Origin of the sequence: Streptomyces sp. bgisy159, assembly GCF_965341775.1 — a bacterium.
GTDB lineage: Bacteria > Actinomycetota > Actinomycetes > Streptomycetales > Streptomycetaceae > Streptomyces.
Window position 1 is genome coordinate 88,395 of the sequence record NZ_CBDQZH010000021.1, and the last position, 20,917, is coordinate 109,311.

Here is a 20,917-nt window from a genome sequence, read left to right on the forward strand (position 1 = left end):
TATCCCCGACGACGCGGAGAACTTCTATGCCAGGCGCCATCCATGCCGAGGGGCTGGTCAAGACCTTCGGAGACGTCAAGGCTCTGGACGGCGTCGACCTCGACGTCCCGGAGGGCACGGTCCTGGGCCTGCTCGGCCCCAACGGAGCGGGAAAGACCACCACCGTCCGCTGCCTGACGACCCTGCTGCGCCCCGACCGCGGCCAGGCATCGGTGGCCGGCATCGACGTCCTCGCCCACCCCGACCGCGTGCGCCGCTCCATCGGCCTGTCCGGCCAGTTCGCGGCGGTCGACGAGTACCTGACCGGCCGCGAGAACCTGCAGATGGTCGGGCAGCTCTACCAGATGCGGGCGAAGGCGGCGAAGGCCCGCGCCGACGAACTGCTGGAACGCTTCGACCTCACCGACGCCGCCGACCGCCCCACCAAGACCTACTCGGGCGGCATGCGCCGCCGCCTCGACCTGGCCGCCGCCCTCGTGGTCTCCCCGCCGGTCATGTTCATGGACGAGCCCACCACCGGTCTCGACCCGCGCAACCGCCAACTGCTGTGGGAAGTCATCAAACAGCTCGTCTCCGGCGGTACGACCCTGCTGCTGACCACCCAGTACCTGGAGGAGGCCGACCACCTCGCCCACGAGATCGCGGTCGTCGACCACGGCCGGGTCATCGCCCGCGGCACCTCCGACCAGCTCAAGGCCCGCACCGGGGGCGAGCGCGTCGAGGTCGTGGTGCACGAGCGCGAACACATACCGGCCGCGGCGGAGGTGCTGACCGGCTTCGGCAAGGGCGACACCGCGATCGAGGAGCACATGCGCAAGCTCACCGTTCCGGTCACCGGCGGTGCCAAGCTCCTCGCCGAGGTCATCCGCGAGCTGGACGGCCGGGGCATCGAGATCGACGACATCGGCCTGCGCCGCCCCACCCTCGACGACGTGTTCCTCTCCCTGACCGGACACGCTGCCGAGTCCGAGGACACCACCACCGAGCAGGAGACCGCCCGATGAGCACCCTCACCGACACCGTGCGCGGCACCGCCGTCGGACAGTCCGCCCGTGACTCCCTCGTCGTCGCCAAGCGCAACGTGATCCGCATGACCCGCATCCCCGAAGTGATCATCTTCGGGCTGGTCCAGCCCATCATGTTCGTCGTGCTGTTCAGCTATGTCTTCGGCGGCTCGATCAGCGTCCCGGGCGCCGGTCTCAGCGCGTCCGGATACCGCGAGTTCCTGATGGCGGGCATTTTCGCGCAGACCGTCACCTTCGCCACCGCCGGGGCGGGCGCGGGCATCGCCGACGACATGCACAAGGGCCTCATCGACCGCTTCCGCTCCCTGCCCATGTCGCGCGGCGCGGTCCTCACCGGCCGCACCCTCGCCGACCTCGTCCAGACGACCCTGACCCTGGTCGTCCTCGCGCTCGTCGCCGTCCTGGTCGGCTGGCGCACCCACGCGAACTTCGCCGAGGTGCTCGCGGGCTTCGCCCTCCTGCTCCTGCTCGGCTACGCGTTCTCCTGGATCGGCGCGCTGATCGGCCTGTCCGTGCGCACCCCCGAGGCGGCCACCTCCGGCGGCCTGATCTGGCTGTTCCCGCTGACGTTCATCTCCAACGCCTTCGTGCCGGCCGAGAACATGCCGTCGTTCCTGCAGACCATCGCCTACTGGAACCCCTTCAGCGCCACCGTCCAGGCGTGCCGGGAACTCTTCGGCAACTTCCCGGAGGGCTACCCGGTACCCGACGCCTGGCCCATGCAGCACCCGGTGTGGGCCTCGCTGATCTGGTCCGTCCTGATCATCCTCGCCTTCCGTACCCTCGCCGTCCGCAAGTACCGCCGGGCAGCCGGCTGAGAGGGTTCGCACGGCGCAGCCGGCCCGCCGGGTCACCCCGCTGCGCCCCGGTGCGCGGTGGTCCCGACGCCGCGCCCCCGGTGTCCCGAGGGACGCCGGGGGCGGTCGGTCGCAGGGCGGCTCTGGGTCAGCCGTTGTAGGGGTCGGCCTTGAGGATGCGCACGGAGGCCTTCTTGCCGTTGGGCAGCTCGTACTCGGCGTCCTCGCCGACCTTGTGGCCGATCACGCCGGCGCCCAGCGGGGACTGCGGCGAGTACGTCTCGATGTCGGCGCTCGCGTATTCGCGCGAGGCGAGCAGGAAGGACAGGGTGTCGTCCTCGTCGCCGTCGAAGGCGATCGTCACGACCATGCCGGGCGCCACCGCACCGTCCGTCGACGCCGGGGCCTCGCCGACCTGGGCGTTCTCCAGAAGCTGGGTCAGCTGGCGGACACGGAGTTCCTGCTTGCCCTGTTCCTCCTTCGCCGCGTGGTACCCGCCGTTCTCGCGCAGGTCGCCCTCCTCGCGCGCGGCCGCGATCTTGGCGGCGATCTCCGTGCGCGCAGGACCAGTAAGGTACTCAAGCTCATCCTTGAGCTTGTTGTACGCCTCCTGGGTCAGCCAGGTGACGTTCTCGCTGGTCTGGGTCACAGGGTGCTCCTCGTCGGTACTGGGAATACAAAGCATCGCCCTACCCAGAAGCATGTTCCTCCATGGGAGGGCGAAACCACGAGCCTAACAATTCAGTGGCCACAGGGGGAGGACATAAGCCACCAGAATTACGTCAGCGCAGGTCACCGCCCACGCATTCCAGGCGACGGCGCCGCGTCGACCAGGGCTAAGCCGAGCCCCGGCCGGGGGCCGGCCGGGCTTCAGCCGACGTGGCAGCCGAGCAGCTCGGCGGTCGTGCCCTTCTCCGTGGTACGCAGGGTGACCACCCGGTCGATACGGGTGTCCGGGCCGGAGAAGCGGAAGTCGGCCCGGCCGACCTCGGCCCCGTCGGCGGCCTGCGAGCGGATCGTGCAGTAACCGTCGACGCCGGCGTCCTTGTGGACCTCCAGATGCACCCGCACGGCGTCATCGCTCGCCTGGAAGGCGATCACCTGTCCGCTGATCTCGTTCTTGGCGATGTAGTGGTAGGCGAAGTACCCCATCAACGCCAGCAGCACCACGCCGAACGCCCCCGCGGCGATCTTGAGTCTGCGGTCGGCGCGCTCGTCCGAGGAGCGGCCGTAACGCCCCTCGGGTACTCGGGGGCTCGCCGTCGTACTCATGATCGTCCTCTCGGCAAGGGCATCGGCGGGGCGGTGACCGTCCGAAAGCCGCCCGCCCGGTCCGGCCCCGGAATTATTCGACCCCCGATTCCGTCACTATAGAAGCCGCCGTTAGCCCCCTTCGACGTGGGGCGCCGACACTTGAGGATCTGAGTCTTGACTGACCAACTGCGACTGATGGCCGTGCACGCCCACCCCGACGACGAGTCCAGCAAGGGCGCGGCCACCATGGCGAAGTACGTTTCCGAGGGGGTGGACGTGCTGGTGGTGACCTGCACGGGCGGGGAGCGCGGTTCCATCCTCAACCCCAAGCTGCAGGGCGACGCGTACATCGAGGAGCACATCCACGAGGTACGCAAGAAGGAGATGGACGAGGCCCGGGAGATTCTCGGCGTCAAGCAGGAGTGGCTCGGCTTCGTCGACTCGGGCCTGCCCGAGGGCGACCCGCTGCCGCCGCTGCCGGAGGGCTGCTTCGCCCTGGAGGACGTCGACGAGGCCGCCGGCGAGCTGGTGAAGCAGATCCGCGCCTTCCGTCCCCAGGTGATCACCACCTACGACGAGAACGGCGGGTATCCCCACCCCGACCACATCATGACCCACAAGATCTCCATGGTGGCGTTCGAGGGCGCGGCGGACACCGAGAAGTACCCCGAGGACCGCTTCGGGCCCGCCTACCAGCCGCTCAAGCTCTACTACAACCAGGGCTTCAACCGGCCCCGCACCGAGGCGCTGCACCAGGCAATGCTCGACCGGGGCCTGGAGTCCCCGTACGGGGAGTGGCTGAAGCGGTGGAAGGAGTTCGAGCGGGTGGAGCGCACGCTGACCACGCACGTCCCGTGCGCGGACTTCTTCGAGATCCGCGACAAGGCGCTGATCGCCCACGCCACGCAGATCGACCCCGACGGCGGCTGGTTCCGGGTGCCGATGGAGCTCCAGCGGGAGGTCTGGCCGACGGAGGAGTACGAGCTGGCGAAGTCGCTCGTGGACACCTCCCTCCCCGAGGACGACCTCTTCGCGGGCATCCGGGACAATGCCTGACATGAGCGCAAGCGTGAGTGTGGCAGCGGCCCAGCTCCTCCCCCTCGCCAAGGAGATCGACGAGAACAAGGTCACCCCCGGTGTCCTGGGCTTCCTCGTCTTCGCGGCGATGGCGGTGGCGGTGTGGGCCCTGATGAAGTCGATGAACCGGCACATGGGCAGGGTCGACTTCAAGGAACCGGAGGCCCCCTCCTCCGGCGAGGCGGCCCCGTCCGGCGAGGCGATTCCCTCCCAGGAGCGGGCCGCCTCCGTGGGGAACGTCACCTCCGGGGAGAAGACCGCCTCCGGCGAGAAGGCCCAGAAGAAGGCCTAGGAGCGCCCGGGCCAGTGGTGGCCCAGAGCGCGCTCACCGGCTCGGTGGCGGCACCTCCACGCCCGTCACCCGGTGGGCGTGGAGGTCCGCCGCCATGCCGAGGCGCGCCAGGCCTGCCGCCCGCCTCCAGCGACACCTCGCGCTCCGGCCCCAGCCGGCAGCCGCCGACCCCGGCGTCACACAGCGGGCGCGCCGACCGCCTCGTCATACAGGGCCCACGCCCGCGCCGTGCGCGCGTTGCCCGCGCCCACCAAGGCCGGCTCCCCGCAGGTCCACGCCTCGCCGTGCGCGACACCGATCCGCCGGAAGCCGGCGCGAGCGTCTCTCCCGTGGCTGCCGCCGCCCCGCGTCTGGGTCGGCTGCTGCCGCTTTTCCTCAGCGCGCTGGTGGTGCTCGGGGGGATTACTGCCGCGTACACCGTGGTCCAGTTGTACGGGCCCGAGCAGTTGGTCGGCGGTGCCCAGGCGCCCCAGCTCTTCAGCCAGTTCACGGGCGTCGCGCTGTGCGTCGCGGTGGGCTTCGGCGTCGCCGCGCTCCTCGTCGGCTTCCTTGCCCCGTCCAGAGCGGGCACCGGGCGGACGCGCGCGGCCCGGCGGAGCGTCCCAGCCGAGCAGGCGCCCACCACGACCCACGCCTGAGCCATGGCGTATGGCTGGGCCGGGCACCCCTTGGCGTTTCCTGTCCGGTGCGGCAGGGGGTTGCGACGCCGACCGCAAATGACCGGCGGGACGAAGCGTGTGTCTTCACGGTGCGTGCCGGGGTTGTGAAGACCTGCCGTGCGGATTCGATGGACGGCGACGTGTCCGGCCACCTTCCGCGCCCGAAGCCACGGATGCCCGCAACGTCCCTACATGTCCCCGAGATCGACCGTGAGGGAGAAAGGTGCGGTGGCCTTCACCGTGCCGGTGAACATCTCGCCGTCCCTGTAAGCCTTGGTGGCGGGGTCGAGGACGTAGGTGTAGACGATCGGGACGCCGGTGGCGGCCTGCTCGACCCGCCAGTAGAAGGGGATGCCGGACTTGGCGTACTGGTCCACCTTCACGACGCGGTCGGTTGTTTCCGAACCGGGCGACACGACCTCGACGACCAGGAGCACATGCTCGGGGCGGGTGGGCGTGACGTCGATGGTCTCCGCCCGGTAGACGGTGACGTCCGGACGGCGGTTGGTGAGGGGAACGTCCTGCAGTCGGACGTCGAAGTCCGTGTCCGCGTTCCAGTCGGGCCCCGCGGCGGCGTCCAGGGCATTGGCCAGGATCCGAGCCAGCCGGTTGTGCCGTTTGGAGGCGCTCGGGCTCACGACGACCATCCCGTCCACGATCTCGATGCCGGCGCACTGCTCCTCGGACCAGGAGTCGTACTGCTCCGCGCTGATCTGCGAATGCATCCACGCGGGCGCCACCATCTCGGCGGTCATGGTGTACCTCCTTGGAGGAGCCTCGGCAGGGCCGGCACTGCTGCGCCCAGCCTACTGTTCCGAGGTGTCGGGCTGCCCGTCTCGGAGGGGGACGGAGTCGCCCACTGCGTAATGGCGCACGAGTGCAAGTCAGCCGAGCTCAGCGATCCCGTGAAGGCTTCATCGGTCGCGCCGGGCGCTGTGAGAGGCTGGGGCGCATGAACCGGTTGGCTGGTGTGACCTCGCCTTATCTGCTTCAGCACGCTGACAATCCGGTCGACTGGTGGCCGTGGGGACCGGAGGCGTTCGAGGAAGCGAAACGGCGCGATGCACCCGTTTTGTTGTCGGTCGGATACTCCGCGTGTCATTGGTGCCACGTCATGGCGCACGAGTCCTTCGAGGACGACGACACCGCTGCGTACCTGAACGAGCACTTCGTGAGTGTGAAGGTCGACCGCGAGGAGCGCCCCGACGTCGACGCCGTGTACATGGAGGCGGTGCAGGCGGCCACGGGTCAGGGCGGCTGGCCCATGACCGTGTTCCTGACCCCGGACGCCGAGCCGTTCTACTTCGGCACCTACTTCCCGCCCGCGCCGCGCCACGGCATGCCGTCCTTCCGGCAGGTGCTGGAGGGCGTCCACCTGGCCTGGGACGAACGGCGGGAGGAGGTCGCCGAGGTGGCCGGGAAGATCGTGCGGGACCTGGCCGGTCGGGAGATCTCCTACGGCGGCACCGAGACACCGGGCGAGGAGGAGCTGGCGCAGGCGCTGCTCGGCCTCACCCGGGAGTACGACCCGCAGCGCGGCGGCTTCGGCGGCGCGCCGAAGTTCCCCCCGGCCATGGTGATCGAGTTCCTGCTCCGGCACCACGCCCGCACCGGCTCCGAGGGGGCGCTGCAGATGGCACGGGACACGTGTGAGCGGATGGCGCGCGGTGGCATCTACGACCAGCTCGGCGGCGGCTTCGCCCGCTACTCGGTGGACCGGGACTGGGTGGTACCCCACTTCGAGAAGATGCTCTACGACAACGCCCTGCTGTGCCGGGTGTACGCGCACCTGTGGCGGGCCACCGGTTCGGAGCTCGCCCGGCGGGTCGCGCTGGAGACCGCCGACTTCATGGTCCGTGAACTGCGCACGCCCGAGGGCGGTTTCGCCTCCGCGCTGGACGCGGACAGCGACGACGGGAGCGGCCGGCACGTCGAGGGGGCGTACTACGTCTGGACGCCGCGGCGGCTCGACGAGGTACTCGGGGAGGACGCCGGGCTCGCCGCCCGGTACTTCGGCGTGACCGAGGAGGGCACCTTCGAGCACGGCTCCTCGGTGCTTCGGCTGCCGCAGCAGGAAGAGGTGTTCGACGCGGCGCGGATCGACTCGGTGCGGGCCCGGATGCTCGCCGCCCGCGCCGAGCGGCCGGCGCCGGGCCGGGACGACAAGGTGGTCGCCGCCTGGAACGGGCTCGCGGTCGCCGCGCTCGCCGAGACCGGCGCCTACTTCGACCGGCCCGATCTGGTGGAGGCCGCGGTGGCCGCCGCCGACCTCCTCGTACGGCTGCATCTGGACGACCGGGCGCGGCTCAGCCGGACCAGCAGGGACGGGCGGGCCGGGGCGCACTCCGGGGTGCTGGAGGACTACGCGGATGTCGCCGAGGGGTTCCTGGCCCTGGCCTCGGTCACCGGTGAGGGCGTGTGGCTGGAGTTCGCCGGGTTCCTGCTGGACCATGTGCTGGCCCGTTTCACCGGTGAGGACGGCACGCTGTACGACACGGCGGTGGACGCGGAGCGGCTGATCAGGCGGCCGCAGGACCCGACCGACAACGCGACGCCCTCGGGGTGGACGGCGGCCGCGGGCGCGCTGCTCGCCTACGCCGCGCACACCGGTGCGTCGCCCGCGCAGGGGGCCGGGGGCGGTGCGTACCGGGCGGCGGCCGAGAAGGCGCTCGGCGTGGTGAAGGCGCTCGGGCCGCGGGTGCCGCGGTTCATCGGGTGGGGGCTGGCGGTCGCCGAGGCGGCGCTGGCCGGGCCGCGGGAGGTCGCCGTGGTGGGGCCCGCGCTGGACGATCCGGCGGCGAGGGAGCTGCACCGCACGGCGCTGCTGGGGACCTCTCCCGGGGCGGTCGTGGCCTACGGGACCGCGGGCAGTGAGGAGTTCCCGCTGCTGGCGGACCGGCCGCTGGTGGACGGGGAACCGGCCGCGTACGTCTGCCGTCACTTCGTCTGTGACGCCCCGACGACGGACAGCGAGCACTTGCGGGCGGCACTGAGCGGTGGAAACGGATAGGGAAGGACAAATTCCGCACCCGGGGGATCATCTCTGGTTCGGATAAGTCCGAGTAGTGTCGCGTCAACTCCGAAACAAGCCGTTTATCGCAACACCTCCCGCATTTCACGAATCCCCCCTAATCTCTCCACAGTGACGCGACGGGTGTGACGCGCCGTCGCGTCAGGGGGCTTCAAGATCTGGGGGGATCTGTTTGCTGACGTCTGTCTTCATCGCCGCCATCTCACTGGCCTTGTTCTGGATGGCGGCGTTCACCTTGTGGTGGCAGATGCACGCGTGGCGCACGCCCGAGGTGCTCGCCTCCACCCGCTTCGGCAGCCCCGAGGGGGACCAGCACGTGTCCTTCTCACTGCTGCTGCCGGCCCGGCACGAACAGGCCGTGCTCGACCACACCATCCAGCGGCTGCTGGAGTCCAGCCACACCGACTTCGAGATCATCGTCATCGTCGGCCACGACGACCCGGAGACCACGGCCGTCGCCCGCGCGGCCGAGGAGCGCGACCCGCGCGTCCGGGTCGTCGTCGACACCCACGAGAAGAAGAACAAGCCGAAGGCCATGAACACGGCGCTGCCGCACTGCCGCGGCGACGTCGTCGGGGTCTTCGACGCCGAGGACCAGGTCCACCCGGAGCTGCTGGCGCACGTCGACCACGCCTTCCGGACCACCGGCGCCGACGTCGTCCAGGGCGGCGTCCAGCTGATCAACTTCCACTCCAGCTGGTACAGCCTGCGCAACTGCCTGGAGTACTTCTTCTGGTTCCGCTCCCGGCTCCACCTGCACGCGCAGAAGGGCTTCATCCCGCTCGGCGGCAACACCGTCTTCGTCCGCACGGACGTGCTCCGGGAAGCCGACGGCTGGGACCCCGACTGCCTCGCCGAGGACTGCGACCTGGGCGTACGGCTCTCCAGCGTCGGCAAGAAGGTCGTCGTCGCCTACGACTCCGACATGGTCACCCGGGAGGAGACCCCCGGCAGCCTGATGTCCCTGCTGAAGCAGCGCACCCGCTGGAACCAGGGCTTCCTCCAGGTGTACCGGAAGAAGGACTGGAAGCAACTGCCCACCTTCGGGCAGCGGCTGCTCGCCCGCTACACCCTCATGACGCCGTTCCTTCAGGCGTTCTCCGGCCTCATCATCCCGCTCAACGTGGCGATCGCCCTCTTCCTCGACGTGCCCGTCGGGATCGCCTTCATCACCTTCCTGCCGGCCGTGACCGCGCTGGTCACCTTCGTCTTCGAGGTCGTGGGCCTGCACGACTTCGGCCGGCAGTACGGACTGCGCGTGCGCTTCGCCCACTACGTGAAGCTGGTCGTCGGCGGCCCCTTCTACCAGGTGCTGCTCGCCGGAGCGGCCGTCCGCGCCGTCTGGCGTGAGCAGCGCGGCCGCAACGACTGGGAGCTCACCACCCACGTCGGAGCGCATCTCACCGATTCCGCAGTGACCCGAGAGGACGTTCCTGCGTGACCTCCACCCTTCCCGCGGTGACCCGACCGAAGGTCCCCGCGCAGCGCCGAGCTGTGCCCGAGACCCCTCCGACCGGCCGGACAGCCCCGCCGAAGCGGCTGCGCTCGTCCCGTCCCGACCTCCTCCTGTGCGGCGCGCTCCTGGTGGCGATCCTCGTCGTGCAGGGCTGGAACATCGCCGACTACCCCACCCTCAGCGACGACGAGGGCACCTACCTCGCCCAGGCCTGGGCCGTCCAGGAGGGCCGCGGCCTCGCCCACTACACCTACTGGTACGACCACCCGCCGCTCGGCTGGATCCAGCTCGCCCTGCTGACCTGGATACCCAAGCTGATCGCCCCCGCGTCCATGACGGTCGCGGCGATGCGCGCGGCCATGCTCGTCGTCAGCGCGGTCAGCGCCGTCCTCCTCTACGTCCTCGGCCGACGGCTGTCCCTGCCCCGCTGGGCCGCCGGGCTCGGCATGGCGCTCTTCGGGCTGTCCCCGCTCTCCGTCGTCCTGCAGCGGGAGATCTTCCTCGACAACCTCGCCGTGATGTGGACGCTGCTCGCGTTCGCCCTGGCCGCCTCGCCCAGCCGCCACCTCTGGCACCACTTCGGCGCGGGCGTCGCCGCCGCGACCGCCGTCCTCACCAAGGAGACGATGCTCTTCGTCCTCCCGGCGGTCCTGCTCACCATGTGGCGGCACAGCCACCGCGACACCCGGAAGTTCGCCGTGACCGGCGCCGTCACCGCCTGCGCGCTGATCGGCTTCTCCTATCCGCTGTTCGCCCTCCTCAAAGGCGAACTGCTGCCGGGCAGCGGGCACGTCTCGCTCTGGGACGGCATCACCTACCAGATGACCCGCCCCGGCTCCGGCTTCATCCTCGACGCGGGCTCCGGCTCCCACGGCGTGCTGCGGTCCTGGCTGTACTACGACCACGTCCTGATCCTCGGCGGCCTGGCCGGCGCCCTGCTGCTCCTGGCCACCTGGCGCTGGTCGGTCACCGCCCGCGCCCTGGCCGGCCCCTCCCTCGCGGTGGCGGTCCTGGCCGTCGTCGCCATGCGGCCCAGCGGCTACCTGCCCGCCATGTACGTCATCCAGGTGCTGCCCTTCCTCGCGCTGGTCCTCGCGGGCGGCACCGCCAGCGTCGCCCACGGCATCCTGCGCCGACGGCGCGCCGACGGCGAGAAGCGGTGGCTGACCGGCGGGCGGTACGGCGTCGCCGTGCTCCTCGCGCTCGCCGCCGGCGCCTACGTCCTGCCGCGCTGGTACGACGGTGACCGCACCGCGATGACCGCCGACGCCAACGCCCCCTACCGGGCGGCCGCGAGCTGGCTGGACCGGGAGATCGACGACCCGGGGAACACCCGCGTCCTGGTCGACGACGCGCTCTGGCTGGACCTCGTCCACCAGGGCTTCCAGCCCGGGACCGGCGCGATCTGGTTCTACAAGGCCGACCTCGACCCCGCCGTGACGAAGACCCTGCCCCACGGCTGGCGCGACATCGACTACGTCGTCGCCTCACCCACCGTGCGCCGCGACGCCCCCGACCTGCCCGGCGTCCGGGCCGCCCTCGAACACTCCCGGCCCGTCGCCACCTTCGGCACCGGCGAGGACCGCATCGAGATCCGGGAGATCCAGACCACCGGCCAGGCCGCGGGAGGCGTCCGATGACCCACGAGTACACCGAGTACACCGCCCGCGTCCCGGAGACCGGGGCCACCGAGATCCCGGAGCCCGGGGCCGTCACCATCGTCGTACCGACCTTCAACGAGTCGCAGAACGTACGGCAGTTGCTGCACCAGATCACCGCGTCGGTGCCCGCCCGGCTGCCCTGCGAGGTCGTCTTCGTGGACGACTCCACCGACGACACCCCCGACGTGATCCGCGACGCGGCGAAGGACTGCCCGTTCCCGGTGACCGTGCTCCACCGCGAGCAGCCCGTAGGAGGGCTCGGCGGCGCGGTCGTCGAGGGCATGAAGGCGGCCGGCTCCGACTGGATCGTCGTCATGGACGGCGACTGCCAGCACCCGCCCTCGCTGGTGCCGGAACTCGTCGCCACGGGCGAACGGACGGGCGCCGGACTCGTCGTCGCCTCCCGCTACATCAAGGGCGGCAGCCGCGCCGGGCTCGCCGGCAGCTACCGCGTCGCCGTCTCCCGCGCGGCGACCTGGCTGACCAAGGCGCTCTTCCCGCGCCGGCTGCACGGCATCAGCGACCCCATGAGCGGCTTCTTCGCGATCCGCCGCAGCGCCGTCACCGCCGACGTCCTCAAACCGCTCGGCTACAAGATCCTCCTCGAACTCGCGGTCCGCAGCCGCCCGCGCACCGTCACCGAGGTGCCGTTCGTCTTCCAGGACCGCTACGCCGGAGAGTCCAAGTCGACCGCGCAGGAAGGCGTGAGGTTCCTGCGCCACCTCGCCGGACTGCGCACCGCCTCCCCGGTCGCCCGCATGGTCGGCTTCGGTCTGATCGGGCTCAGCGGTTTCGTGCCCAACCTGCTCGGCCTGTACGCCCTGACCGCCGCCGGGGTGCACTACGTGCCCGCCGAGATCCTCGCCAACCAGCTCGGCGTCGGCTGGAACTTCTACCTCATCGAGCACCTGCTCTTCCGCGACCGGCGCGACCACCGCCGCTGGTGGGACCGGCTCGGCCGGTTCGCGCTCCTCGCCAACGCCGACCTGGTGCTGCGCATCCCGCTGATCGCGCTGCTCGTGCACCGCTTCGGCATGTCGGCCCTGCCGGCCACCGCGCTGGCCCTGGTCACCACGTTCGTCCTGCGCTTCGTCGGCACCGAAGCGCTGGTCTACCTGCCGCGCAGGGGGATGCGCGGCAGCCGCCGTACCGCCGCTAGGAGGGCCGTGTGAGCCGTGTGACAAGACGCCGAAGGACGACCGCCATCCTGGCGGTGGCCGGGCTGACCGGGGGGCTGATGCTCAGCTCGCCGCAGTCCGCGTCCGCCGCCAATCTGATCAAGAACCCGGGCTTCGAGACCGCCGGTACCGGCGACATGCCGTACTGCTGGGAGAAGTCCGGCTGGGGGGACAACGACTTCACCTTCACCACCGTCAACGACGCCCACAGCGGCTCCAAGGCCATGAGGGTGGAGCTGACCCGACGCGTCGACGGCGACCGCAAGGCCCTGATCACCGAGTCGGCCGAGTGCGCGCCCACGGTGTCGCCGGGGCGGCAGTACGACCTGTCCCTCTGGTACAAGTCGACGACCCCGGACACCGCGGTGACCGTGTTCCGGCACGACACCACCGCCGGCTGGCAGTACTGGACCGACCTCAAGACCCTGGACATGGCCGCCGCCTGGACCCAGGCGTCGGTGCGCACCCCCGAGGTGCCGGCCGGCACCGACCGCATCACCTGGGGCGTGTCGGTGTACGGCACCGGCTCGGCGACCACCGACGACTACACCATGGAGCAGGTGGCGCAGCCCCTGCCGCCCGCCGACTGCACGGGCACCGCCGAGCAGTGCGCGGACGGGAAGTGGGACGTGCTGCCCACCCAGAACCCGGTGCGCTCCATGCACTCCGTCGTCCTCAACAACGGCAAGGTGCTGCTGATCGCCGGTTCCGGCAACAGTGAGGAGCTGTTCGCCGCGGGCACCTTCACCAGCGCCGTGTACGACCCCGCCGACGGCAGCTACAAGGTCATCCCGACCCCGAAGGACATGTTCTGCGCCGGGCACGTGCAACTGCAGGACGGCCGGGTGCTGGTGATGAGCGGCAACCGCGCCTACCCCGACGCGGCGGGCACGCACGGCTACGAGGGGCTCAAGGACTCGTACATCTTCGACCCGGCGACCGAGACCTACACCAAGACCAACGACCTCAACGACGGCCACTGGTACCCGTCGGCGACGATCATGGGCAACGGTGACGTGTTGTCGTTCGGCGGGCTGCGGGAGGACTCGACCGGATCGGTGACCGCCGAGCGCTGGTCGGACGCGCAGCAGAAGTGGCTGCCGACCTGGCAGGTCAACCAGACCTGGTCGTACTGGGGCCTGTACCCGTCGATGATCCTGATGCAGGACGGCCGCCTCTTCTACTCCGGCAGCCACGTCTTCGGCAACAACATCCCCGGCACGGGCTCGGCGATCTACGACTACGACGCCAACACCATCACCGAGGTGCCGGGTCTGCAGAACAAGGACCAGCGGGACCAGTCGGCGAGCGTGCTGCTGCCGCCCGCGCAGGACCAGCGGGTCCTCACCCTCGGCGGCGGCAACATCGACAGCAACCCCGACGGCAACCGGCTCACCGACGTCATCGACCTCAAGGCCGCCAACCCCGCCTACGTCGCCGGGCCGCCGCTGCCGCAGGGCACCGTCGACCTCGGCAACGGGCCGGTCGCCGAGACCGGCGCGCAGGGCAAGATGTACGTCTCCGCGGTCCTGCTGCCCGACGGCAAGGTGCTGGAGACCGGCGGCGCGCTGCACAACCGGGCCGACCCGGTGTACGAGTCGTCGCTGTACGACCCGGCCGCCGGCACCTTCGACCCGGTGGTGCCGGACCCGGAGGAGCGCGGCTACCACTCGTCGGCGTTCCTGCTGCCCGACGGCCGTGTGATGACCACCGGCGACAACCCGGGCAACGGCAGCTGGAACCACGACGTGTCGATCTACAGCCCGCCCTACCTGTTCAAGGGCGCCCGGCCGTCGATCACCTCGGTGATCGACTCCGAGTGGAACTACGGCGACACCCAGCGCATCACGGTCGACCGGCCCATCGCCAAGGCGGAGCTGATCCGGCCGGCGGCGGTCACCCACTCCTCCGACCCCAACCAGCGGTTCGTGGACCTGCCCCTGTCCGTCGACGGGAACAACGTCGACCTCAACGTGACGAGCAACCCCAACCTGGCGCCGCCCGGCTGGTACATGCTCTTCGCGGTCGACGCGAACGGGGTGCCGTCGGTGGCCGAGTGGGTCCACCTGACGGGTCCCGCCGCCCTGAGCACCGACTCGCTGTCGACGTTCTCGGTGTCCTCGTCGAGCGGCGCGCCGTCGCCGCACATCCACTCCTTCGCGGACGACCTCCAGGGCAAGGTGACCAAGCCGGGGCAGAAGCGGACGTCGCAGCCGCTGAGCACGGCGATCTCCGGGTGCGACCGGCACTACGGCTCCGCCAACGTGTGCGTGCCGACGGTGTTCCCGGCCCAGGTGAAGAGGACGACGGCGGCCCGCTGCGAGTGGCTGCGCAAGAACGAGTACGGGCGGCTGGCCGTCAACGGCAAGGACGACCCGCTGAAGCTGGACCGCAACCGCAACGGGGTCGCGTGCGACGCGCAGGACGTCAGGCGTCGCTGACCGGCTCCTGACGCAGGCTCAGGGCGTCCTCCACGATCGCCACCAGCTGGTCGTGGTGGGCGCCCTTCCAGTACGCGCGGCCGCAGTCCGCGCACCGGGCGAAGACGTCGTACGTCCGCCGGGTGCCGTGCTCCAGCTGGTCGGCCACCTCCTCCTTGGTGGCCTCGCGCAGCAGGCCGTTGCAGGCCGTGCAGCGGGTCCAGGGTCGTAGCTCGGGGCGGAAGCGGCCGAGGATGTCGCGCAGCTGGTCCTCGGGGCGGGTGCTGTAGACGTAGGCGCCGGCCCAGAGTTCCCGGCGGCGCAGCAGGCCACGGTCGCGGCTGAGCATGACGCGCTTCTCGGCGGCGGAGAGCGCGGCGAGCGCCGGGTCACCGAGGTCGGTGGACTCGTACGCGGTGTCGACGCCGAGCAGGCGCAGCCGGCGGGCCAGGGTGCCGAGGTGGACGTCGAGGAGGAAGCGCAGGGGGGCGCCGGGCACCCGCTGCGGGTGGGCGACCGGCCCGACCAGGACCGACTCGCCGTGCGCCGGGACGTGGGACACCGGGACCTCGCGGCCGTCGACGGTCAGGGTGCCGACCTCCGTGAGCGGCACGCCGAGCGACTCGACGACATGGCCGAGGGTCGACACACCGTCGACGGCGAGCGCGGTGGCTCCGGCACGGCGGTGGTGCGGGACGAAGACGGCCAGTTCGGGAGCTACTTCGACGTGGATCTCGGGTGCGTTCACCCGGTCAAGGATGGCACGGGCCGGGCGGCCCGGCCTCAGGATTTCCGGTCCGGCAGGCCGTGTTCCAGGACGTCGAGGGCGCGGTCGAGGAGCGGGGCGAGGTCGCCCTCGTGGCCGTGTTCCGCCCAGTACATCGACGTCTCCATCAGGCCGCCCATGAGGGCCATCGCGTGGACGCGGACCTCCAGGCTGTCGGGGGCGAGTCCGGTGCGCTCGCTGATCGCGGTGGACAGCATGCGGCCGGTGACCGACATGGTCTCCATCATCCGCGAGCGCACCGCCGGGACGTGGACCAGCAGGTGGGTGCGCAGCCGCGCCACCTCCCGGTCCTCCTCGACCCCCACCCGGGCGGCCGCCAGCATGACGTGCCGGATGGAGTCCGCCCACGGCTCGTCCGCCGGGCGGTCCCGCAGCATCTCCATGAGGACCGGGTCGTACTCGTCGGTGAGGACGATGTCCTCCTTGGTGGGGAAGTACCGGAAGACGGTCGACGGGGACACCTCGGCGCGCTCGGCGATCTGGTCGATGGTCGTGGCCTCGTAGCCCTGCTCCTTGACCAGTGCGTACATCGCCGTGCGGATCGCCTCCCGTGTCTTGATCTTCTTGCGCTCGCGCAGTCCGAGGCGGGGGCGGTCGGCGGGGGAGGTGCTTCGTGCGGCCGTCATGCAGGTCATTGTCCGGCACGCTCCGGCGGCGCCGCCATGGCCGGGTCCGTGCCGGGCCCGGTGGGCTCGGCGGTCTCGGTGGGCTCGGCTGCCTCAGCGGTCCCCGGGTCGGGCGCCCCGGTGAGGAAGGCCGCCGCCAGCAGGGCGGAGACGAGCGCCGCGATCCCGCACACCAGCAGGACGACGCCCATCCCGTGGACGTAGGCGCTGTTCGCCGAGGCGACCAGGTCCGTGCCCCTGACGGGACCGGCCTTCTCGGCGACGAGGTGCGCCGCGACCACGGAGTCCCCGGCGGTGTCGGCGGCCCGCGCGGGCAGTCCGGTGACGTCGAGCCGGTCCCGGAAGGTGCCGGACAGGAGGCTGCCGAGCAGGGCGATGCCGAGGGCGCCGCCGACCTGGCGCAGGGTCATCAGGAGTCCGGAGCCGCTGCCAGCGCGGTCGCGGGGCAGCGCGCCCAGGGCGCCGTTCATCGCGGGGATGAGCGAGAGGCCGAAGCCGAGGCCGGTGACGGAGAGCCACAGGGCGGTGAAGCCGTAGCCGGAGGCCGCGCTCGTACGGCTGCCGAGGAGCGCGGCGAAGGCCAGTACGGCCAGTCCGGCGCTCACGGTGAGCCGGGCGCCGAAGCGGGCGGCGAGCGGTGCGGCGGTGCGGGAGGCCACCAGCAGGCCGCCCATCATCGGCAGCAGCCGCACCCCGGTGCCCAGGGCGTCGTTGCCGAGAACGGCCTGCAGATAGGGCGGCAGCACGAACAGCAGCCCGGACAGGACGAACATCACCAGCGTGGCCGCGACGGTGTTGAGCAGGAAGCCGCGGTGGGCGAGCAGCGTCATGTCGAGCATGGGGCGCTCGACCCGGCGTTCGCGCACCACCAGCGCGGTGAGCAGGACGGCGGACGCGGCGAACAGGACGAGGATCGGCGGGGCGTCCCAGCCGCGCTCGGGGGCGTCGATGAACCCGTAGACGAGGGCGCCGAGCCCGCTCACGCCGAGCGCCGCCGACAGGGCGTCCACCCTGGGCGAGGACGGGTCGCGGGTCTCGGGGAGCAGCAGCACGCAGGCGGCGATGCCGAGGGCGGCCATGGGGACGTTGACCAGGAAGACCGAGCCCCACCAGAAGTGGTTGAGCAGCCAGCCGCCGATGATCGGGCCGAGCGGCAGGCCGAGCGCCGAGGCGGCGGAGATGACGCCGACGGCCTTGCCCCGTTCGTCGGCCGGGAACAGCGACGGTACGACGGACAGCGCCAGCGGGGTGATCAGCGCGGCTCCGACGCCCATCGCGGCGCGGGCCGCGACCACGGCGGTCACATCCCCGGCGAGCGCGCCGGCCAGCGAGCCGACGAGGAACAGCGCGAGGCCCGCGACCAGCATCCGGCGCCGTCCGAACCGGTCGCCGAGCAGGCCCGCCGGGAGCATCAGCGACGCGAAGACGACGACGTACGCGTCGGCCATCCACTGCTGTTCGCCCGTGGTGGCGCCGAGGTCGGCGGCCATCGTCGGGAGGGTGACGTTGAGGATCGTCGTGTCGAAGCCGAGCGTCAGCATGCTCGCGACCAGGGCCCCGAGGGCCCACCAGCGGCGTGGGTCGAGGCGCGGCTCGACCGGCGTAGTGACAGTTGCCATGAAATGAGAGTAGCTGTCAAAAGCCAGGCGCTGTCAACGGGCGCGCAAAAAAAGGGGCCACGGTCCGCAGACCGTGGCCCCGCGTCGAGCGGCGGTAGCCGGCTAGGCGTGCTGGTACGCCACCAGCGAGATGCCGACGTAGTGCACGACGAACGCCGCGAGGGTGAAGGAGTGGAACACCTCGTGGAAGCCGAACCAGCGCGGTGACGGGTTCGGCCGCTTGATGCCGTAGATGACGCCGCCGACGCTGTAGAGCACGCCGCCGACGATCACCAGGACCAGCACGGCGATGCCGCCGGCACGCATGAAGTCCGGAAGGAAGAACACCGCCGCCCAGCCCATGGCCAGGTAGCAGGGGGTGTAGAGCCAGCGCGGGGCGCCGACCCAGAACACCCGGAACACGATGCCGGCGGCGGCCGCGGCCCAGATGCCCCACAGCAGCCACTGCCCCTTGGCGCCGGGCAGGAGCAGCATGGTCAGCGGGGTGTAGGTGCCGGCGATGATCAGGAAGATGTTGGCGTGGTCCAGCCGGCGCAGGATGCCGTCCATGCGCGGGCTCCAGTTCCCGCGGTGGTACAGCGCGCTCACGCCGAACAGGAGGCAGGCCGTCAGGACGTAGATGCCGCAGGCCACCCGGCCGCGGGTGGAGTCCGCGAGCGCGGTGAGGACCAGGCCGGCGACGAGGGCGGCCGGGAACATGCCGAGGTGCAGCCAGCCGCGCAGTCTCGGCTTGATCGGGTCGGTCAGGTGCTGGGCGACCTGGTGCTTGAGCTGGCGGGGCAGAGAAGGCGCGGGCGCGTCGGACCCCTGGCCGGCGGCCGGGGCGTCCATGGGCGCATCGGGGGCGGGCGCTGTCATGCGCCGCATCGTACCTACGGAACCGTAAGTTACGGATCAGTTGGGGACGGGATCGCGGCGAAGAGTGGCCATCATCTCATCTTCCGACCGCTGCGTGCGTGGCGCGTCTCACCCTGCTCATCTGTGACGCCCTCTGGACATATGGGCCGACCCGTCGGATGATCAAATGAGTGCGGTCGGCACCGGATGAGCATCTGTGGCGGCATCCGGGTCGCAGCCCCCACGGGGCAATAAGGAAATAACCCTCACCTAGGAGCAACCGTGGCGCGCGACAACTCGGCTACCACCGTTCCCACCAAGCATCAGGATCTGATCTCGTGGGTGAACGAGATCGCCGAACTGACCCAACCGGACAGCGTGGTCTGGTGCGACGGATCCGAGGCCGAGTACGAGCGCCTGTGCGGGGAGCTCGTCGAGAAGGGCACGTTCAGAAAGCTGGACCCGGTCAAGCGCCCCAACTCCTACTACGCGGCCTCCGACCCGTCGGACGTCGCCCGCGTCGAGGACCGGACGTTCATCTGCTCCGAGAAGGAGGAGGACGCCGGGCCGACCAACCACTGGACGGACCCCGCGGAGATGCGCGAGGTCTTCACCGGCGAGCGGGGCGTCTTCCGCGGCTCCATGCGCGGCCGCACCATGTACGTCGTGCCCTTCTGCATGGGCCCGCTCGGCTCCCGGCTGTCCGCGATCGGTGTGGAGATCACCGACTCCGCCTACGTCGCCGTCTCCATGCGCACCATGACCCGGATGGGACAGGCCGTGCTGGACGAGCTCGGCGAGGACGGCTTCTTCGTGAAGGCCGTGCACAGCGTCGGCGCCCCGCTGGAGCCCGGCCAGGCGGACGTCCCCTGGCCCTGCAACGGCACCAAGTACATCTCGCACTTCCCCGAGAGCCGCGAGATCTGGTCCTACGGCTCCGGCTACGGCGGCAACGCCCTGCTCGGCAAGAAGTGCTACGCCCTGCGCATCGCCTCCGTGATGGCGCGCGACGAGGGCTGGCTGGCCGAGCACATGCTGATCCTCAAACTGACCCCGCCGCGCGGAGAGGCCAAGTACGTGGCCGCGGCCTTCCCGAGCGCCTGCGGCAAGACCAACCTCGCCATGCTGGAGCCGACGATCCCCGGCTGGACCGTCGAGACCATCGGCGACGACATCGCGTGGATGCGGTTCGGCGAGGACGGCCGGCTGTACGCCATCAACCCCGAGGCCGGCTTCTTCGGCGTCGCGCCCGGCACCGGTGAGCACACCAACGCCAACGCGATGAAGACGCTGTGGGGCAACTCGGTCTTCACCAACGTGGCGCTCACCGACGACGGCGACGTCTGGTGGGAGGGCATGACCGAGGAGGTCCCGGCCCACCTCACCGACTGGAAGGGCCGCGACTGGACCCCGGACTCCCCGGAGCCCGCCGCCCACCCCAACGCCCGCTTCACCACCCCCGCCGCCCAGTGCCCGATCATCGCGCCCGAGTGGGAGGACCCCAAGGGCGTGCCGATCTCCGCGATCCTCTTCGGCGGGCGCCGCGCCACCGCCGTACCCCTGGTGACGGAGTCCTTCGACTGGAACCACGGCGTCTTCCTCGGCGCCAACGTGGCCTCCGAGAAGACCGCCGCCGCCGAGGGCAAGGTCGGCGAGCTGCGCCGCGACCCGTTCGCCATGCTGCCGTTCTGCGGCTACAACATGGGCGACTACATGGGCCACTGGGTCGACGTCGCCAAGGGCAAGGACCAGGCCAAGCTGCCGAAGATCTACTACGTCAACTGGTTCCGCAAGAACGACGACGGCAAGTTCGTCTGGCCCGGCTTCGGCGAGAACTCCCGCGTCCTGAAGTGGATCGTGGAGCGCCTGGACGGCAAGGCCGAGGGCGTGGAGACCCCGATCGGCGTCCTGCCGACGAAGGAGGCCCTGGACACCGACGGGCTGGACCTGTCCGGAGCCGACCTGGACTTCCTGCTCACGGTGGACAAGGAGGTGTGGCGCGAGGAGGCCGCACTCGTCCCCGGCCACCTGGAGACCTTCGGCGACCACACCCCGAAGGAGCTGTGGGACCAGTACCGGGCGCTGGTGAACCGCCTGGGCTGACGCCCTCCCCCCCGACTCCGCGGCTGGCCTTCCGAGTTGTGCCCTGACCAGCAACATCGTCACGGGCCGGCCGCGGGACCAGACCGGCGAGGCCG

General features: G+C 70.8%; 18 protein-coding genes. 11 read left to right on the forward strand and 7 right to left on the reverse strand.

Going from position 1 to position 20,917, the window contains the following annotated elements; genetic code table 11:
* The first annotated feature begins 26 nt into the window (after nt 1–26).
* Together ACSLTV_RS21090 and ACSLTV_RS21095 are read left to right on the forward strand one after the other, a co-directional pair.
* On the forward strand, nt 27–1,004 hold the full coding sequence (locus ACSLTV_RS21090; RefSeq protein WP_432134710.1) for an ATP-binding cassette domain-containing protein: 978 nt from the start codon (nt 27–29) through the stop codon (nt 1,002–1,004).
* A complete protein-coding gene (locus ACSLTV_RS21095) occupies nt 1,001–1,843 on the forward strand; it encodes an ABC transporter permease (protein WP_432134711.1) in 843 nt (280 codons plus the stop codon). The genes ACSLTV_RS21090 and ACSLTV_RS21095 overlap by 4 nt, the downstream gene beginning before the upstream one ends.
* Before the next feature lie 127 nt (nt 1,844–1,970).
* On the opposite strand, the gene greA is transcribed toward ACSLTV_RS21095, so the two are convergent.
* On the reverse strand, nt 1,971–2,471 hold the full coding sequence (gene greA, locus ACSLTV_RS21100) for a transcription elongation factor GreA (RefSeq protein WP_432134712.1): 501 nt from the start codon (nt 2,469–2,471) through the stop codon (nt 1,971–1,973).
* A 221-nt stretch (nt 2,472–2,692) separates the two neighbouring features.
* Nucleotides 2,693–3,094: a DUF4307 domain-containing protein gene (locus ACSLTV_RS21105; protein ID WP_432134713.1), complete on the reverse strand. Its 402-nt coding sequence runs from the start codon at nt 3,092–3,094 to the stop codon at nt 2,693–2,695.
* Between the two features lie 156 nt (nt 3,095–3,250).
* On the opposite strand from ACSLTV_RS21105, the gene mca reads away from it, so the two are divergent.
* From mca to ACSLTV_RS21120, 3 genes are all read left to right on the forward strand, one after another.
* A complete protein-coding gene (mca, locus tag ACSLTV_RS21110) occupies nt 3,251–4,132 on the forward strand; it encodes a mycothiol conjugate amidase Mca (RefSeq protein WP_432134714.1) in 882 nt (293 codons plus the stop codon).
* Nucleotides 4,125–4,445, forward strand: coding sequence for a hypothetical protein (locus tag ACSLTV_RS21115; protein ID WP_432134715.1), 321 nt, complete (start codon nt 4,125–4,127; stop codon nt 4,443–4,445). Before mca ends, ACSLTV_RS21115 begins: the two co-directional genes overlap by 8 nt.
* Before the next feature lie 329 nt (nt 4,446–4,774).
* Nucleotides 4,775–5,083: a hypothetical protein gene (locus tag ACSLTV_RS21120; RefSeq protein ID WP_435612644.1), complete on the forward strand. Its 309-nt coding sequence runs from the start codon at nt 4,775–4,777 to the stop codon at nt 5,081–5,083.
* Nucleotides 5,084–5,292: 209 nt separating this feature from the next.
* Here ACSLTV_RS21120 and ACSLTV_RS21125 read toward each other — a convergent pair whose 3' ends face one another.
* Nucleotides 5,293–5,859, reverse strand: a complete 567-nt coding sequence (locus ACSLTV_RS21125; protein WP_435612645.1) for a Uma2 family endonuclease — start codon at nt 5,857–5,859, stop codon at nt 5,293–5,295.
* Between the two features lie 197 nt (nt 5,860–6,056).
* On the opposite strand from ACSLTV_RS21125, the gene ACSLTV_RS21130 reads away from it, so the two are divergent.
* From ACSLTV_RS21130 to ACSLTV_RS21150, 5 genes are all read left to right on the forward strand, one after another.
* Nucleotides 6,057–8,114, forward strand: a complete 2,058-nt coding sequence (locus ACSLTV_RS21130) for a thioredoxin domain-containing protein (RefSeq protein WP_435612646.1) — start codon at nt 6,057–6,059, stop codon at nt 8,112–8,114.
* Nucleotides 8,115–8,307: 193 nt separating this feature from the next.
* Nucleotides 8,308–9,576: a glycosyltransferase gene (locus ACSLTV_RS21135; protein WP_432134719.1), complete on the forward strand. Its 1,269-nt coding sequence runs from the start codon at nt 8,308–8,310 to the stop codon at nt 9,574–9,576.
* The gene (locus ACSLTV_RS21140) at nt 9,573–11,231 is read left to right on the forward strand and encodes an ArnT family glycosyltransferase (protein ID WP_432134720.1); all 1,659 of its coding nucleotides are present in this window, start codon (nt 9,573–9,575) and stop codon (nt 11,229–11,231) included. The genes ACSLTV_RS21135 and ACSLTV_RS21140 overlap by 4 nt, the downstream gene beginning before the upstream one ends.
* Complete coding sequence (locus ACSLTV_RS21145) at nt 11,228–12,424, forward strand: glycosyltransferase (RefSeq protein WP_435612647.1); 1,197 nt, start codon at nt 11,228–11,230, stop codon at nt 12,422–12,424. Before ACSLTV_RS21140 ends, ACSLTV_RS21145 begins: the two co-directional genes overlap by 4 nt.
* 65 nt (nt 12,425–12,489) lie before the next feature.
* Nucleotides 12,490–14,871 (forward strand): galactose oxidase-like domain-containing protein, encoded by a 2,382-nt coding sequence (locus ACSLTV_RS21150; RefSeq protein WP_432134847.1) that lies wholly within the window; start codon nt 12,490–12,492, stop codon nt 14,869–14,871.
* Here the strand turns inward: ACSLTV_RS21150 and ACSLTV_RS21155 are convergent.
* From ACSLTV_RS21155 to trhA, 4 genes are all read right to left on the reverse strand, one after another.
* Entirely contained in the window at nt 14,858–15,598 is a 741-nt protein-coding gene (locus ACSLTV_RS21155) for a Mut7-C RNAse domain-containing protein (RefSeq protein WP_432134722.1), read from the reverse strand. The two genes, ACSLTV_RS21150 and ACSLTV_RS21155, sit on opposite strands and share 14 nt — an antisense overlap.
* A gap of 35 nt (nt 15,599–15,633) precedes the next feature.
* Nucleotides 15,634–16,272, reverse strand: a complete 639-nt coding sequence (locus ACSLTV_RS21160; RefSeq protein ID WP_432134723.1) for a TetR/AcrR family transcriptional regulator — start codon at nt 16,270–16,272, stop codon at nt 15,634–15,636.
* Nucleotides 16,269–17,882 (reverse strand): MFS transporter, encoded by a 1,614-nt coding sequence (locus ACSLTV_RS21165; protein ID WP_432134724.1) that lies wholly within the window; start codon nt 17,880–17,882, stop codon nt 16,269–16,271. The genes ACSLTV_RS21160 and ACSLTV_RS21165 overlap by 4 nt, the downstream gene beginning before the upstream one ends.
* Before the next feature lie 102 nt (nt 17,883–17,984).
* A complete protein-coding gene (gene trhA, locus ACSLTV_RS21170; RefSeq protein WP_432134725.1) occupies nt 17,985–18,740 on the reverse strand; it encodes a PAQR family membrane homeostasis protein TrhA in 756 nt (251 codons plus the stop codon).
* A gap of 261 nt (nt 18,741–19,001) precedes the next feature.
* On the opposite strand from trhA, the gene ACSLTV_RS21175 reads away from it, so the two are divergent.
* On the forward strand, nt 19,002–20,822 hold the full coding sequence (locus tag ACSLTV_RS21175; protein WP_432134726.1) for a phosphoenolpyruvate carboxykinase (GTP): 1,821 nt from the start codon (nt 19,002–19,004) through the stop codon (nt 20,820–20,822).
* Nucleotides 20,823–20,917: the final 95 nt, after the last annotated feature.